The organism is Limnohabitans sp. 63ED37-2, from assembly GCF_001412535.1.
Lineage (GTDB): Bacteria > Pseudomonadota > Gammaproteobacteria > Burkholderiales > Burkholderiaceae_C > Limnohabitans_A.
In genome coordinates, this window is sequence record NZ_CP011774.1 from 274,523 (window position 1) to 289,506 (window position 14,984).

16 protein-coding genes are annotated in these 14,984 nt (G+C 65.0%); 2 read left to right on the forward strand and 14 right to left on the reverse strand.

The window, feature by feature from the left end; genetic code table 11:
- Positions 1-11: 11 nt before the first annotated feature.
- The 12 genes from gspF to gspG are packed head-to-tail and all read right to left on the reverse strand — an operon-like array spanning position 12 to position 11,273.
- Positions 12-1,250 carry a type II secretion system inner membrane protein GspF gene (gene gspF, locus L63ED372_RS01255; RefSeq protein WP_062402195.1) on the reverse strand — a complete coding sequence of 413 codons (1,239 nt, stop codon included), beginning with the start codon at positions 1,248-1,250 and terminating at the stop codon, positions 12-14.
- Positions 1,251-1,257: 7 nt separating this feature from the next.
- The gene (locus L63ED372_RS01260; protein WP_082431550.1) at positions 1,258-2,040 is read right to left on the reverse strand and encodes a MipA/OmpV family protein; all 783 of its coding nucleotides are present in this window, start codon (positions 2,038-2,040) and stop codon (positions 1,258-1,260) included.
- Between the two features lie 6 nt (positions 2,041-2,046).
- Complete coding sequence (locus L63ED372_RS01265) at positions 2,047-3,465, reverse strand: GspE/PulE family protein (protein ID WP_062402201.1); 1,419 nt, start codon at positions 3,463-3,465, stop codon at positions 2,047-2,049.
- Between the two features lie 6 nt (positions 3,466-3,471).
- Complete coding sequence (gspD, locus tag L63ED372_RS01270; protein WP_231624523.1) at positions 3,472-5,646, reverse strand: type II secretion system secretin GspD; 2,175 nt, start codon at positions 5,644-5,646, stop codon at positions 3,472-3,474.
- A gap of 53 nt (positions 5,647-5,699) precedes the next feature.
- Positions 5,700-6,521 (reverse strand): type II secretion system protein N, encoded by an 822-nt coding sequence (gene gspN / locus L63ED372_RS01275; RefSeq protein WP_062407491.1) that lies wholly within the window; start codon positions 6,519-6,521, stop codon positions 5,700-5,702.
- A 14-nt stretch (positions 6,522-6,535) separates the two neighbouring features.
- Positions 6,536-7,051 carry a type II secretion system protein GspM gene (gene gspM / locus L63ED372_RS01280; RefSeq protein ID WP_062402204.1) on the reverse strand — a complete coding sequence of 172 codons (516 nt, stop codon included), beginning with the start codon at positions 7,049-7,051 and terminating at the stop codon, positions 6,536-6,538.
- Positions 7,048-8,307, reverse strand: a complete 1,260-nt coding sequence (gene gspL, locus L63ED372_RS01285; protein WP_197275298.1) for a type II secretion system protein GspL — start codon at positions 8,305-8,307, stop codon at positions 7,048-7,050. The genes gspM and gspL overlap by 4 nt, the downstream gene beginning before the upstream one ends.
- A gap of 7 nt (positions 8,308-8,314) precedes the next feature.
- Positions 8,315-9,307: a type II secretion system minor pseudopilin GspK gene (gene gspK, locus L63ED372_RS01290; RefSeq protein ID WP_062402210.1), complete on the reverse strand. Its 993-nt coding sequence runs from the start codon at positions 9,305-9,307 to the stop codon at positions 8,315-8,317.
- Complete coding sequence (locus L63ED372_RS01295; protein WP_062402213.1) at positions 9,304-10,083, reverse strand: PulJ/GspJ family protein; 780 nt, start codon at positions 10,081-10,083, stop codon at positions 9,304-9,306. Before L63ED372_RS01295 ends, gspK begins: the two co-directional genes overlap by 4 nt.
- A complete protein-coding gene (gspI, locus tag L63ED372_RS01300; protein ID WP_062402216.1) occupies positions 10,083-10,436 on the reverse strand; it encodes a type II secretion system minor pseudopilin GspI in 354 nt (117 codons plus the stop codon). The genes L63ED372_RS01295 and gspI overlap by 1 nt, the downstream gene beginning before the upstream one ends.
- The gene (locus tag L63ED372_RS01305; protein ID WP_062402220.1) at positions 10,433-10,921 is read right to left on the reverse strand and encodes a prepilin-type N-terminal cleavage/methylation domain-containing protein; all 489 of its coding nucleotides are present in this window, start codon (positions 10,919-10,921) and stop codon (positions 10,433-10,435) included. Before L63ED372_RS01305 ends, gspI begins: the two co-directional genes overlap by 4 nt.
- The gene (gene gspG, locus L63ED372_RS01310; RefSeq protein WP_231624592.1) at positions 10,896-11,273 is read right to left on the reverse strand and encodes a type II secretion system major pseudopilin GspG; all 378 of its coding nucleotides are present in this window, start codon (positions 11,271-11,273) and stop codon (positions 10,896-10,898) included. The genes L63ED372_RS01305 and gspG overlap by 26 nt, the downstream gene beginning before the upstream one ends.
- A 117-nt stretch (positions 11,274-11,390) precedes the next feature.
- On the opposite strand from gspG, the gene L63ED372_RS01315 reads away from it, so the two are divergent.
- The gene (locus L63ED372_RS01315) at positions 11,391-11,867 is read left to right on the forward strand and encodes a type II secretion system protein N (RefSeq protein WP_062402223.1); all 477 of its coding nucleotides are present in this window, start codon (positions 11,391-11,393) and stop codon (positions 11,865-11,867) included.
- A 21-nt stretch (positions 11,868-11,888) separates the two neighbouring features.
- Here the strand turns inward: L63ED372_RS01315 and ilvA are convergent, their stop codons facing one another.
- The gene (ilvA, locus tag L63ED372_RS01320) at positions 11,889-13,457 is read right to left on the reverse strand and encodes a threonine ammonia-lyase, biosynthetic (protein WP_231624524.1); all 1,569 of its coding nucleotides are present in this window, start codon (positions 13,455-13,457) and stop codon (positions 11,889-11,891) included.
- 267 nt (positions 13,458-13,724) lie between these two features.
- Between ilvA and L63ED372_RS01330 the strand changes: the two genes are divergently transcribed.
- The gene (locus tag L63ED372_RS01330; protein ID WP_062402229.1) at positions 13,725-14,177 is read left to right on the forward strand and encodes an OsmC family protein; all 453 of its coding nucleotides are present in this window, start codon (positions 13,725-13,727) and stop codon (positions 14,175-14,177) included.
- Positions 14,178-14,296: 119 nt separating this feature from the next.
- Here the strand turns inward: L63ED372_RS01330 and coq7 are convergent, their stop codons facing one another.
- Positions 14,297-14,920, reverse strand: coding sequence for a 2-polyprenyl-3-methyl-6-methoxy-1,4-benzoquinone monooxygenase (gene coq7, locus L63ED372_RS01335; RefSeq protein ID WP_062402231.1), 624 nt, complete (start codon positions 14,918-14,920; stop codon positions 14,297-14,299).
- Positions 14,921-14,984: the final 64 nt, after the last annotated feature.

Consider the following 14,984-nt stretch of genomic DNA (forward strand, 5'->3'; position numbering starts at 1 on the left):
GGGTTGATGACTCATTTGACCCACTGGTTCAGTTGCATGATGGGCATCAGCACGGCCAGTACGATCAGCATCACCATGCCGCCCATGGCCACGATCAGCAGGGGCTCCAGCACCGTGGCCAAAGCCATGGCGCGGCGCTGCACTTCGCCCGACAGTTGGGTGGCGGCCCGCTGCAGCATGACCGGCAGTTGGCCGGTCTGTTCGCCCAGCCGCGCAAACATGGACAGCAGACCCGGAAAGCGGGCGTTTTGCGCCAGCGCCGTGCCCAGCGGTGCGCCTTCGCGCACGCGCACCAGGGCTTCCAGGGCGTCGGCCCGCAGGGCCTGGTTGGACAAGGTGTCTGCCGCCGCTTGCAGGGCTTTGAGGATGGGCACACCCGCAGCCGTGAGCATGGCCAGTGTGGAGGCGAAGCGGGCGCTGTTGTAGCCCCGCGCCAAGCGACCGATCAGGGGCAGGTGTAGCCAGGCCGCGTCAAAACGCAGACGCAGCGCCGCTTGGCGCATGGCGACCCGAAAAGCCATCACGCCCCCCGCGAGCAGCAGCACCATGAACCAGCCCCAGTGGCGCACAAAGTCGCTGATGGCCAGCATGGCCACCGTGAGTCCCGGCAGTTGCCGTTGGGTGCCCGCAAACACCCCGGCCACTTGAGGCACCACCGAGGTGACCAGAAAAATCACAATCGCCAGCGCCACCAAGCTCACGATGGCCGGGTACAGCGAGGCCGACAGCAGCTTGGCCCGCAAGACCTGATGGTCTTCCAGGTCATTGGCCAGTTGGTTGAGCACGTCTGACAAGTGGCCGCTTTGCTCGCCCGCTGCGATCACGGCGCGGTCGATGGCGGGAAACTCCTGTGGAAATTGCGCCAGCGCCCGACCCAGTGTGCTGCCCGAGTTGATGTCGGCGCGGATGGCGGCCAGCAGGTGGCGCTGTTTGTCGTCGTCGGCCTCTTCGCTCAGGGCGGCCAAGGCGCGTTCGACCGGCAGGCCACTGCCCACCAGGCCCGCCAGCTGGCGTGTCCACACGGCGCGTTCGCTGCCGCTGAAAGCGCGCCCGCCGCCGATGGGGCGCTGCCACCAGGGCAGGGAGCGGGCCGCTGCGCTGGCCGAACCCGAGGCAATGGCTTCCACCAGCAGCGGCACGAGCTGCTGCGTGCGCAATTGGGTGCGTGCGGCTTTCAGGCTGTCGGCTTCGAGTGTGCCTTTGCGCAGGGCACCGTCGGTTTGCAGGGCTTCAAAACGGTAGGCAGGCATGGGTGTATCAGCGGCTGAAGTAAAGGACGCCGATCTGGCCGCTCCAGCTCAAGGTGCTGGGGCTGACGGTGTCGACCTGGCCCAAATGGCGCGAGCTGCCCACGGTGCCAAACCAGGCCCATTGCGGGGTCAAGGCATAGCGGTAACTCAGGCCCAGCCCCACCGAGCCCAAGCCCGCATGCCAGCCCCCGGGTGGAGGGGGCAACAGGCGCAGCTGGGTGGCCCAATGGTCGGCGGTGGCCCAGTTCACGCCAGCGCTCAAGCTGAGGGTGCTGCGCTCACTCAGCGGCAGGCCATACGACGCACCCACCGACAAGGTGGTGCCGTCGCCCCGGCCCATCAGGTCTTGGGTCACATCGGTGCCCACCGACCAGCGTTTGTTGAGTTGGTAGTTCACGCCCACACGGGCACGCAAGGTGTTTTTGCCCGAAGAAAAACCATCAAAGCTGCTGTTGTCTTGCAAGTTCTGGACGCGCAAAGACAGGTCGACTTTCAGGCGTTCGTCATCACGCAGCTGGTAGGCCAGGTTGGCCTCTTTGCGGTAACCACTGAAGGCCAGCCATTCGTCGCCCGTGGCATGGCCCAAGCGCCACCGCCCATAGCGCACACCCAGCACCGGGCGCAGTACCAAGCTGGTGCTGGCGTCTCCCAGGTCCTGGGTCTTGAGCTTCAGGCCCACGGTGTAGCGCCAGCGGTGTGTGGGGTCATCTTGGGCAGCGGGCACGCCCGACACCACGGCCACTGCAGCTGTGTCAAGAGGGGGTATTTCAGGTGCGGGTGCGGGCAGCATACGGCTTCAGTCCCGGGTCACGCGCAGCAGCTCTTCGGCGCTGGTGATGCCCGCATCGACCAAACGCTGGCCGTCGTCACGCATCAGCACCATGCCTTGGGCCAAGGCCGTGGTGCGCAGCTCGGCTTCGGCCGCGCGGTGGTGGATCTGGGCACGGATCTCGTCGGTGGCCACCAGCAGCTCAAAAATGCCGGTGCGCCCGGCGTAACCGGTTTGACCACAGACCTCACAACCCGCGCCGTGGCAAGCAGTGCAGCGTTTGCGCACCAGGCGCTGGGCCAGCACGCCCAGGAGCGAGGAGCTGAGCAAAAACGGCTCCACACCCATGTCGATCAGGCGGTTGACGGCACTGGCCGCGTCGTTGGTGTGCAGCGTGGCCAGCACCAGGTGGCCGGTGAGCGAAGCCTGGATCGCGATCTGCGCGGTCTCAAAGTCGCGGATCTCGCCGATCATGATCACGTCCGGGTCTTGCCGCAGGATGGCCCGCAAGGCTTTGGCAAACGTGAGGTCGATCTTGGCATTCACCTGCGTCTGGCCCACGCCGGGCAGCTCGTATTCGATGGGGTCTTCCACCGTCATGATGTTGTGGCGCGTGGCGTCCAGGCGCTGCAGCGCGGCGTACAGGCTGGTGGTTTTGCCCGAGCCGGTGGGGCCGGTGACCAACAAAATGCCGTGGGGTTGGTGGACCAGTTGGTCCACCTGTTGCAGCACTTGGCCTTGCATGCCCACCGCCTCCAGGGTCAGGCGGGCTTCGCTTTTGTCGAGCAAGCGCAACACGGCGCGTTCGCCGTGTGCACTGGGCAAGGTGGAGACGCGCACATCGACGGCGCGTGCGCCCAAACGCAGGCTGATGCGGCCGTCTTGGGGGAGTCGTTTTTCGGCGATGTCGAGTTCGGCCATGATTTTCAGGCGCGAAATCAGTGCAGCGTGCAGCGCCCTGTTCGGTTGTACAACCTCGCGCAGGGTGCCGTCTATGCGGAAGCGCACGCTGGAGTGGCGTTCGTAAGGCTCGATGTGGATGTCACTGGCTCCATCGCGTGTGGCCTGGGTGAGCAAGGCGTTGAGCATGCGGATGATGGGCGCGTCGTCGCTGGCTTCGAGCAGGTCTTCCACGGCGGGCAGCTCCTGCATCATGCGCGAGAGGTCGGCTTCGGACTCGACCTCGTTGACCACGGCCGCCGCAGTGGACGCGCCATGGGCCTGGCCACCCGAGTAGGCCTCGTGGAGGCGTTGGGCCAGATCGGTGGCGCTGCAGTGCCGCATCTGAAAAGCATGGGCGTGCCCAGGGGCAGCGTATTTGCGGGTCACCTCGGACATCGCCTGGCGATCGCTGCCGTCGCTCCAAAGCAGACACAGGCGTTGGCCATCGTCTTCCAGCAGCAGGCGGCTGGTGCGTGCAAAGGCGTAGGGCAAAGGGTGGCGCATGGCGGATCAGGGCTGGCGGGTGGCGGGGGCCACGGGCGAGGCAGCGCCGGGCGCAGGAGGGGCGGCCGGATCAACAGGTGGCAACACGGCCGAGCCCGCCACGGGCAGCGGCCCACTGGGCAGTGGCTGAAAGCCTTGTTGCTGCAAGCGCATTTGTTCATACCGGCCCATCGACAGGGCTTCGGCTGCTGCGCCATCGCGCACCACCACCGGGCGCAGGAAGACCATCAGGTTGGTCTTTTTGCGGCTGCGGGCTTCGGACTTGAACAGGTTGCCAAAGAAGGGGACGTTACTCAGGCCTGGCACTTTTTCCTGGCTGTTGCTGGTGTCATCTTGCAGCAAGCCACCCAGCACCACGATGGCGCCGTCGTCCACCAGCACACTCGATTCGATGGAGCGCTTGTTGGTGATCAAGCCCGATGACGAGGAGCTGCGTGTGTCGATGCTGCTGACCTCTTGGAAGATCTGCATTTTGACGGTGCCGTTTTCGCTGATCTGGGGTTTGACGCGCAGTGTCAGGCCCACGTCCTTGCGCTCAATGGTTTGGAAGGGGTTGACCGCGCCGCTGTTGCTGTTGTTGGCGGTGTACTGGCCCGTGACAAAGGGCACGTTTTGACCAATCACGATTTTGGCCTCTTCGTTGTCCAAGGTGAGCAAGTTGGGCGTGGAGAGCACGTTGGAGTCGCCGTCGGCTTGTAAGAAACGCGCCAGTGCACCCAGGGCCAGCACGCCGTTGCGCCGTTGGCCCAGCGCCAGGTTGAAGCCTGTGGAGAGCACAGGATTGCCTGCGGCCACGCCCGCGGCCAGGTTGAACACGTTGGTGCCGCCCACATTGAAGTTGGTGCCCAGCACACCCACGGCGCTGCCGTTGTTGCCGGTGCCGCTCATCCACTGCACGCCAAACTCGGCGGCCTTGTCGGCGTTGACTTCGGCGATCAGGCTCTCGACAAACACCTGCGCGCGGCGCTGGTCGAGCATGTCGATCACGCTGCGCAGCTGGCGGTATTGAGGCTCGGGCGCGGTGATGATGAGGGCGTTGGTGGCCGGGTCGGCCTGGATCTGACCACCGGTAGACGGCTGGGCCGAGGCGCTGAGGCTGGCTGTGGAAGCACCTGCAGCAGCCGGGCTGCCGGGTGTTGCGCTGGTGCTGACCGCGCCGCTGCGTGACTCGCCCGCGATGGCGGCGCGCAAGGTGGTGGCCAGTTTGGTGGCATCGGCGTTTTTCAGGTACACCACATGGATGTTGCCGCTGGCCGCGCCTGCGCCAGTGGCGCTGGGCTGGTCAAGCTGGTCCACCAAGCTGCGCACCAGGGCCAGCCGCGCTGGGTTGGCGGCCCGCACGATGAGCGCGTTGGTGCGCACCTCGGGGATGACGGTGGTCTTGAACGCGTTGTCGGTTTGGCCTTGCGCAGCTGGGGCAGCCGCTGCGCCCGACTCGATCAGGCGCATCACCATGGGGGCCAGGTCGCCCGCGATGGCGTGGCGCAGGCGCAGCACCTCCACGCCCGTGGCGTTGGACACGTCGAGCGCCGCAATAATGCGGCCCAGTCGCTGCAGGTTGTCGCTGTAGTCGGTGATGACCAGCGCGTTGGTGCCGGGGTTGACGTTGATGGTGTTGTTGGGGCTGATCAGGGGGCGCAGCACCGGCACCAGGTTGTTCACGTTTTCGTGGTTGAGTTTGAAGATTTGTGTGACGATTTGTCCGGTCCCGCCGGGCACGGCCCCAGCCGACACGGCGCTGCTTTGCAGCTTGGCCTCGGCCTCGGGCACCACGGTGTAGAGCCCGGCCGATTCCACCAGTGCAAAGCCTTGGGTGCGCAGTTGCGCGGCAAACAAGCGCAGGGCTTGGGCTGGGGGCACGGGCACATTGCTCGACAGCGACATGGTGCCTTTGACGCGCGGGTCCACCACCACGTTGGCGCCCGACAGGGTGGCCAGGGTGCGGGCCACGGCCTCGATCTCGGCGTTCACAAAGTTGAGCGTGACGGGTTCGCGGCGCGATGCCTTGAGGGCGGGCGGGTTGGCGATTGGATTGGCCGCTGGGTTGGCCGCGGCTTTGTCTGCGCTTTGGGCATGGACCCCGGGGCTGAAGCAGCCCATGGCCGCCAGGCAGGCCACAGCCAAAGCGCTGTGGGGCCAGTGGGCACGGTTCAAGGGGCGCATGTGAGCAAAGTCGTTCATGGTGTGGTGGTCTTGAATCGGTGGGTGCATGGGGGGCTGAGGATGAGGTGGGTTCATCCCAAAGACAGCAGGCTGCGCGCACCTTGGCGGCGGCCCAGAATGTTGAGTAAATTATCGAACGCGGCCTCATGGCCCTCGGCGGCACGGGCCTCTCCGGTAAAGCGCAGGCGCTGGCCCACCCATTGGCCTTGACCCGACAGCAGCAGGGGGCCTTGCAGTGTGCTCAGTTCCAAGCCCGGTGTGGGGGTGCCTTCGGGGGTGCCGGTCAGAGCAACGCGGTAGCTGCCCATGGGCTTGACGGGGCTCAGGCGCGAGGACATCTCTTGCAGGTTCAGCGCCAGCAGCCCCTGCATTTGCAGGCGGCCTTGTGCCCAGTGCAGTTGCAGCGCCTCGGTGCGCAGCTGCAGCTGGCCTTCGGCTTGCAAGGTGTTCCAAGGTGCGCCCAGTCCCGTGAGCAGCGCGGCGGGCCAGTTGGAGCCGTGGTCGCTGACCTGCATGTGCAGGGTGTTCCAGCCCAGGGCCACTTGCACGCTGGCGGCCTGCGCCATGCAGCAATCTGCCCGCCAGCTCAGGCCCAGGCCGGTCAGGGCCGGTGACAAGGTCCAGTGCAGTCGCCCAGGCAGGGCCTGAGGTTGGCGGCTGCCCGCGCCGCCGCTCAGCAGCAGTTGGGCCGAGCCTTGCCAGACCGTGCCGCGGGGGTTGAGCCATTGCACCTGGCCTTGGCTGGCCTGTGCCACGCCCCAGGCCAGCCAGCGGGCAGGGGCCCAGACTGCCAGCGCCAAGACCCAACCCAAGAGCGCACCCAGCAGGGCCATTGACCAAGGCGAGCGTGCCGAGCTGGCGGCTTGGGTGTTGGAGCGGGAAGGCGCTGTCATGGTGTGCATCGCATTCATGGCAGGCGCAGTACCAGGCTGCCGCGCCAGGTGACTTCAGGGCTGTCTGTTTTGGTAGGGCTGACTTGTTGCAGCTGGGCTTGTGTGGGCAAGGCCTGGGCGTTGTCACGCGCCAGGCTCAGCCAGCGGGCCAAGGCAGCGGCCGGGGCGGCTTGCAGACTCAGGGTGGCGCTCTCGCCTTGCAGGCTGATGCGTGCGTTGGGGCCGAGCTCGGTCAGATTTTTTTCCAGCCACAGAGCCGCATCGGTGCGGGCGATGGCGCGGGGTTTTTGCAAGCCCTGGGCCTGCGCTTGCAGCTGGCGCATGCGCTGACTTTGCGTGTCGAGTTGGGCTTGGCGGGCCGGAGCCTCTTGCCAGGTGCGCAGCGCCGGAGCCAGGGCCAGCATCCACAGGGCGGCCAAGCCAAGCACCCAGACGCCAATGGCAAGCAAGACCCGCTCACGCGGGCTGCGCCCAGCCCAGGCTGCTTTCAAGCTTTGGCGCAGGGGTGTCGTCCAGGTGTAAAGGCTCATGGCTTGGCCTCCGCTGGGGCGATCATCAGCCAGCCGTCGCCTTGGGCTCGCCATGTGTAGCCCAAGGCGCTCAGGCTTTGTTGCAAGGCTTGCTGCTGGGCTGCATCGGGCCGAAAGTCTTGCACGCGCATCTGGCCTGTCTGGTAAGACCATTGGCGTGGCGCGGTCAGCCCAGGTGGCAGGGCTTGGCCCAGCGCGGCCAGCATGGTTTCGAGGTCGCCCGCGCCCAGTTGACCCGAGTTTTGGCGCAGGCGCTCGACCTGCTGGGCCATTTGCAGCGGCGCATCGACCACCAAGCTGGTTTGAGGAAAGGTCTCGCGCAGCATCTGTGCCCAGCTGTTTTGCTGGGCTTGCCAGTCGGCGCGGGTTTTCCAGGCCCAAGCATTGATGCCCACCAATTGGGCGGCCAGAAAGAGCCACAAGCCCCAGCGTGCCGGACGCCAAGCGGGGCTGTGCCGCAGGTGGCTGGCGGTGCGTTGCCAGCTTTTCAGCTGGCGGCTGCGGGCGTTGGCACGCAGCTCAAATTGGGCCAGGTCCCAATCACCGGCCACGGCGGCCAGCCAGTGCTGGGCCGGGGGCATGAGGCGCACGCCAGAGCCCAGCAGTTCTGAAGCCACGGCCACGGCCGCGGGTTCGGCCTGCAGCGAGGCTGTGGCGCGCTCGGACTCGGTCAGCCCCAGCTGTTCGTGGGCGGCCAAGCCCGCTTGGCGCAGGGCTGTCCAGGGCTGGCCCCAGACACCGCGTTCGGGGTGGCTGACCCACAACCAGCCCGTGTCTGCGTCGCCCAGACCTGTGATTTGCACTGGGCTGGAAGCCTCGCCAGGTGCGAATTCGGGCACGATGCGGTGCACGGGCAGACCGGCTTGTTCGAGGGCATTCAGATGAGCGCTGAGCCAGGCAAGGTCACACACAGCCACCCAAGGGCGGGGGTGCTTGGCTCCATCGGCCTGCAAGGCCAGGTGCAGGTGTTCGGGGTCGTCAAGCAGGCGGTCTTCGAGCAGGCCTTGCAAGGCCGCTTGCACGCGCTGGGCCTGTTTGTGCAGGCCTGCGGGCAGCTCGACGCGGTGCCAAGACAAGGCTGCAGCGGGCACCAGGACCACGGTTTCGCTTTGGCGATCGGCGGCAGGCAGCAAAGGTGCGGCGGCCCATTGCAGCGCGAGCGGGCGCGAGCCAGGCTCGGCCTCGAGCCGTGCATGGGCGTAGACCAAGCTGGGGCTGGGCAGGCCGGGTGGCAGTTGGATGATCAGGGTGCGCATGTGCGACTCATTGTAGAGGGGCATCCAGACGCAACTGGGGGCTGCGCACGCGCCAGAGCATGCGCGTCTGGATACCTTCGCGCCGCACCAGCGCGGTCTCTTGCTGCACCACGTTGTCGATGCGCATGCGCCCTTGTACCTCGAAGTAACGGCTTTGCACGCTGTGCTGTTGGGCGTTGAGCAATCGGCCACTGGACCCCAAGGCCTCTTGAGCCGCGCTCAGGCTGGCCCAGTGCCCGCGCTGGCGCTGGCTCACGGCTTGCCGGGCAGAAGCCAGGTCGAGCCCGGGCACCACCGCCGACAGCACCTCGGCCGAGGCGGTGTTCAGGTTCACGGGCGTGGCTTCGGGCAGCACGCTGATGTGCGCCTGTAAGGCGGCCACTGTGGCTGGGCTCAGGCCTAACCAGACCAGTTGGGCCGTTTGCTGTGGCATCAAGGCGGCGGGTCCTGGGTTGCCAGTGCCCGCGTTGGTGGGGGCTGGGTTGGTGCGGCTGGCTTTTAGGCTGATTTGCAGCTGCTGCGCCAGGGTTTGCAGCTCGGCCAGTGGCAGGTCCAGCCGCTCGAACAAGGCGGCAAAACGGGCCAGTGCCTGAGGCGATATCTCGCCGTTTTCGACCAGGTTCATCACGTTCATGCGCGATTGCGCGTCGGTGATCTGGCCCGATAAAAATACTTCTGCATCGCCCTCGCGCCACTGCTGGTCTTGCGACAAAAAGGTGGACAGCTTCGATTCCTGCACCGCCAAAGCCCAGGGCTCGCCCAGGTGATCGGCCGCCGCGCCTTGTGCTGATATCGCGTCTTCACGCAGAATCAGCCGTGTCCAGTCCAGAGCGCCCGTCATCATCCAAGCGGTTTGGCTGCGCCCGCGTTCGGCGATTTCGATCTCGACCTGCCGCCACTGCTGCCACAGCGCAGCGCTGGCCAGTGTGGCCACCAGAGCCACCGTGAGCATGGCCGTGAGCAAAGCCGCGCCGCGCTGCGGGTGTGCGGAGCGCGTCATGACGGCGCGCCTGACAAGGTGGGGCGCACCCAGTCGAGGGTGAGTGAGCCCGCGCCCGCGGGGCCGGGGGGCAGGCTCAGCACCAGGCGCACGCCGTCGGGTGTGGTGGCGATGGGCGCTGTGTTTGCAGCGCTGATGGGGGTGCCATTGTTGGTGCCCGGCGTGCCAGCGCTCACCACATCACTCGACAAAGGGTTGGTCCAGCTGCCGCCCCGGTGCACAAACAGTTGCCAGCCCGACAGGGGGTGGATCTGGATCTGCCCGGCGCGGGTGCTCTCGTTGGCGGTTTGGCCCCACTGCGCGGCCAAAGCCCAAGCGTTTTGCCAGTCTTGGCGTTGGCTCAAGGGCGGCGATTGCCAACGCTGCCAGTCGCCGCCGCCGGGCCTGCCCGGGTCGCTGCGCCAGGTCCAGGCCACCACGCGCACACTGGCGGGCACGCGGCTGCTTGGGCCGTTGGTGGTGCCGAGGGAGGTGCTTGGGGTGTTGCTGGGCAAGGGGGCGTCGGTGGTGCGCCGCGTCAGGCGCAGCACCTGGCCATCCCAGTCCCAGCTGGGCGTGCCGCTCAGCTCGGCCAATTGGTCCAGGTCGGTTTGCCACTGCGCCAAGCCTGCTTGCAGGCTGCGGATCTCGTCCGAGCGGTTTTGTAGGCTGCTTTGGCTGCGCAGCATGCCGTCGAGACCGCGCCAAGCCATCAGGCTCATCAAGGCCATCACGCTGATGGCCACCAGCACCTCGATCAGGGTGAACCCGCGTGCGGTTTGTCGTGTAGACAGCATCAGTTGCGCCCCATCACGGTGGACACCTGCAGCACATAAGCGCCTTGGTCCAGCACCCGCGCATCGACTCGCCTGAAGTTCGGGTTGGGGGTGGGTCGCACCGACACCTCGACCTGCAGCAAGCGCCCCGCTTGTGTGCACTCGACGCTGGTGTTGCCCGTGTCAGGCAGTTGCCTGCGCAGGCGCAGCGCGATCAATTGGTTGTCGGCGCAGATTTGGCCGAGCATGCTCACGGTTTGGCGCTCGGCATTGCGGCTGAGCGAGCCTGTGGCCTGGAGCCCCGCCATGAGTGCCACCGCCGTGATGCCCAAGGCCACCAGCACCTCAATCAGGGTGAAGCCGCGCTGCTTCATGGCCGCACCTGTTCGCTCGTGTTTTGCACCTTGAAGGGCCTGAGTCCGTCGGTCACCACCCACAGGGTCTGGCCGGGCGACTGCGGGGCCGATAAGGCCACGGCTTGGGGCTCGATCAGGGGCTCTGGCCCCAAAGTGATGGCGCTGCCGGGGGTGGCGCGGGTGCTGGGGGCCAGCCAGTTTTGCGGCAAGCCGGGCGGCGGCAGGCCTTCAAACACAAAGCTTTGCACTGCGTTGGGGGTGTTGTCTTGGGTGCGCCAGACCACGGGCAGGCCGTTGGCACGGGCCTGGGCCCGCCCGGTCTCGAGCAAAACGGCCAGCCGTTCGGCGTCGCGCTGCAGGGCACTGTGGGCGCTGTCCCGCAGTGACAAGCTCACGCCCGCTGTGGCCACGGCGATCAAAGCCACCACCACCAACAGCTCCAGCAGTGTGAAGCCCGTGGGCAGGGCGGGGGGGCGTTTACTGCCAGCTGCCGAGGTCGGCATTGTTGCCCTCACCGCCGGCCCGACCGTCAGCGCCAAAGGACAGCACATCCACCTCGCCCTTCAGGCCGGGGCTCAGGTATTGGTAAGGACGGCCCCAGGGGTCGCTGGGCAGTTTGTCCAGATAAGGCTTCCAGTTGCCGGGCACGGGTTCGGTGGTGGGCTTGAGGATCAGCGCATTCAGGCCCTGCTCGGTGGTCGGAAAGCGCTGGTTGTCCAGCTTGTAGAGCTTGAGCGCTTGCATCAGGTTGCCCACATCGGTGCGGGCAGCGGTGATGCGGGCGTCGTCTGCGCGGCCCAGCACATTGGGCACGATCAGCGCGGCCAACACGCCAATGATGGCCAGCACAACCATCAGCTCGATCAGGGTAAAGCCACGTTGGCGGACAGACGCAGTGCGAGCCGCACCGGTCAGAGCATCAGGGGTAGGAATGGGGGAGTGGTCTTGCATGCCTTCCATCATAATCCGGCCATGTTGCAAATCTCACCCTCTTCAAGAACCGACAAGCTCTGGCCTGGCGCTTGGGCCGCCTTGCTGGGGTGTGCGGCCGCCGCCAGCGTGGTCTTTTGGGTGTTGAAATTTCCCTCGGGCAGCGCGGTGCTGAACGCGCCTGTGGTGCAAAGCCCAAGCCAAACCACAGCCGCAGCGACTGTGCAGCCGTCCATCCACATGGCCCGTGCCTTGGGTGTGCAAGCGCCTGTGCCCGAGGTGAGCATCGCCCAATCCTCGCGTTTTCAGCTTTGGGGCGTGGTGGCAGGGGCATCGGGCCAAGGCAGCGCTCTGATCGCGGTCGACGGCCAGCCTCCCCGGGCTTTTCGGGTGGGTCAGACCGTGACGGAGGGTGTGGTTTTGCAAGGCCTAGGGCCCAAACAAGCGCAGCTGGGTGCCACTGTCCAAGGGGCACCCCTTTTCTCGCTCAACTTGCCGGGCGCCGACAAGCAGCCTTAAAACACCTTTTCTGTGGCCTTTTCAGGCACGCAAAAACAAGCGGTACACCGGGTTGTGGGTTTCTTCCGCATACGGATACCCCAGCGTTTTGAGGAACTTGTCAAAAGCTTTGTCGTCTTTGGGCGGCACTTGCAGACCCACCAGAATGCGGCCGTAGTCGGCGCCTTGGTTGCGGTAATGGAACAAAGAGATGTTCCATCCCGGACGCATCAGGCTCAAGAATTTGAGCAAGGCGCCAGGGCGCTCGGGGAACTCAAAACGCAGCAGGCGCTCGTCTTGCGACAGCGCTGAATGTCCACCCACCATGTGGCGGATGTGTTCTTTGGCCAGTTCGTCGTGCGTCAGGTCAATCGCCTTGAACTGTTGCTTGTTGAATTTGGCCGCGATCTTGGCGCTCTCACCTTTGCCATGCGTGCTCAGGCCCAAAAACACATGGGCTTTGTCCGAATCGCTCATGCGGTAGTTGAACTCGGTCACATTGCGTGGGCCGCCCGGCAAGCTGCCGATCAGCTCCAAAAAGCGTTTGAAGCTGCCGCGCTCTTCCGGAATGGTCACGGCAAACAGGGCCTCTTTTTCTTCGCCCACGTCGGCGCGTTCGGCCACAAAGCGCAGGCGGTCAAAGTTCATGTTCGCACCGCACAAGATGGCCGCAAAGGTCTGGCCTTTGCATTTGTGCGCGGCCACATACTGTTTGATGGCGGCCACGGCCAGTGCGCCCGCTGGCTCCACGATCGAGCGGGTGTCCACAAACACATCTTTGATGGCCGCACACACCGCGTCGGTGTCCACCGTCATGTACTCGTCCACCAAATTGCTGGCCACGCGGAAGGTTTCTTCGCCCACCAGCTTCACGGCCGTGCCGTCTGAAAACAGGCCCACATCGGGCAAAGTCACGCGCTGTTGGGCGTTCACCGACTGGATCATGGCGTTGGAGTCGTTCATCTGCACCCCAATGACCCTGACGCCTGGGCGCACCGCCTTGATGTAGTTGGCCACGCCGCTGATCAGGCCGCCGCCGCCAATGGCGACAAACACCGCATCCAGCGGCCCTTGGTGCTGGCGCAGCATTTCCATGGCAATCGTGCCCTGGCCCGCGATCACATCCGGGTCGTCAAAGGGGTGCACAAAGCTCAGGCTCTGTTTTTTCTGCAGCGACAGCGAGTGGTTGTAGGCATCGGAATAGCTGTCACCAAACAGCACCACTTCGCCTCCAAGCCCTTTGACCGCATCGATCTTGACTTGGGGTGTGGTGGTGGGCATGACGATCACGGCGCGGGTGCCCAAACGGCTGGCGCTGAGCGCCACGCCTTGTGCGTGGTTGCCGGCCGAGGCGCAGATCACGCCTTTTTTGAGCTGCTCAGGGCTCAGGTGCGCCATCTTGTTGTAGGCCCCGCGCAGCTTGAAGCTGTGCACGGGTTGCTGGTCTTCGCGCTTGAGCAGCACCTGGTTGCCCAAGCGGCGCGACAGGTTTTTGGCGGGTTCAAGGGCCGATTCGGTCGCCACGTCATAGACCTTGGCGTTCAAGATTTTGATCAGGTAATCGGCGGGTTGGAGGTCTGGGGTCTTCATGTCCGGTGCAATGGCGGACATGCCGCATCGCCAAAAAAGTGTGGGCTTGATGATAACGGCCAAAAAAATGCCCCAAGTCTTGCGACTTGGGGCAAATCCACCTTTTCAGAGGGTGGAGGAGACAAGTGGTGCGTGCAAAAAAGCACGCTTGTTCGCAATTGTACGGGCGTTTTTGTTGCATTGCAGCAAGTTGAGTGTGTTCAAGTGCAAAAACTTGTAAAGTTGACGACCTTTAAAACACCTCCAACCCCTCTGCCCCAGCAGGGATGACACACAAGGAAATTCACCATGGAATGCACAGTCACCTGGACCGGCGCGGCCGGCACCCGCTCGGGCATGGGCTTTGTGGCCGAAACCGGCTCCGGCCACATCGTCAACATGGATGGCGCCCCGGACCCTGCCAAGCCCGAAAACGGCGGCCAAAACCTCGCCCCCCGCCCCATGGAAATGCTCCTGGCGGGCACCGGTGGCTGCACGGCTTACGACGTGGTGCTGATCCTCAAGCGGGGGCGTCACGATGTGCGCGGCTGCAGCGTCAAGATCAGCAGCGAACGCGCCGAGGTCGACCCCAAAGTCTTCACCCGCATCAATATGCACTTCACCGTCACCGCCAAAGGCGTGCCCGCCAGCGCGGTTGAGCGTGCAATTGCCATGAGCCACGACAAATATTGCTCAGCCAGCATCATGTTGGGCAAAACCGCCGAGATCACGACCAGTTTTGAGGTGGTGGAAGCCTCCTGAAAGGCGGGACGACGGGTGCGGTCTTCGATCGATTCGCATCGAACCCCAAGGCGGTGATGTGCGGCGCTTGCACATCCGGCGCTTGATTCATGAGCCCCTGAACATGCCCAGAGTGCGCCTCAGACCCGATGCGCCACCGTGGTCATGACCTTGGCGGCCATTTTCATGACCGACTTGACCGGGGCGGGCAATTCCACGGCACCTGCTTTCATGGCCATTTGGGCATGGGCCATTTCGTCGGCTTTCATTTGCGAAACGATGGCACGCGAAGCCGTGTCGGCCGCAGGCAACAGATCCATATGGCTTTGCAGGTGGGCTTCGACTTGGCGCTCGGTCTCGACCACAAAACCCAGGCTGACTTGGTCGCCGCCCAACTTGCCTGCCGCAAACCCGATGGCAAAGGCACCGGCATACCAAATGGGGTTGAGCAGGGAGGGGCGGTCGTTCAGGTCGTTCAGGCGTTGCTGGGTCCAGGCCAGGTGGTCGGTTTCTTCGCGGCTGGCTTCTGCCAGCTGGGCGCGAAGCGCAGGACTTTGGCAGGCCAAAGCTTGCCCCGTGTAGAGCGCTTGGGCACACACCTCACCCACATGGTTGATGCGCATCAGCGCTCCGGCTTGTCGGCGCTCGGTTTCGTTGAGTTGCAACTCGGTCACCCCAGTGGCTGGATAGGGGCGGCTGGCGCGGGGCTCTGCGATCAGGGTTCGCAGGGCGCTGTCGGCGGCCAAAATCAGAGCATTGATCATGATCTGAGTGTAATCAGAAGCGACTGAGGGGGTGATTTCCAGGGGCTCAGCCCCCCCCCCTTGA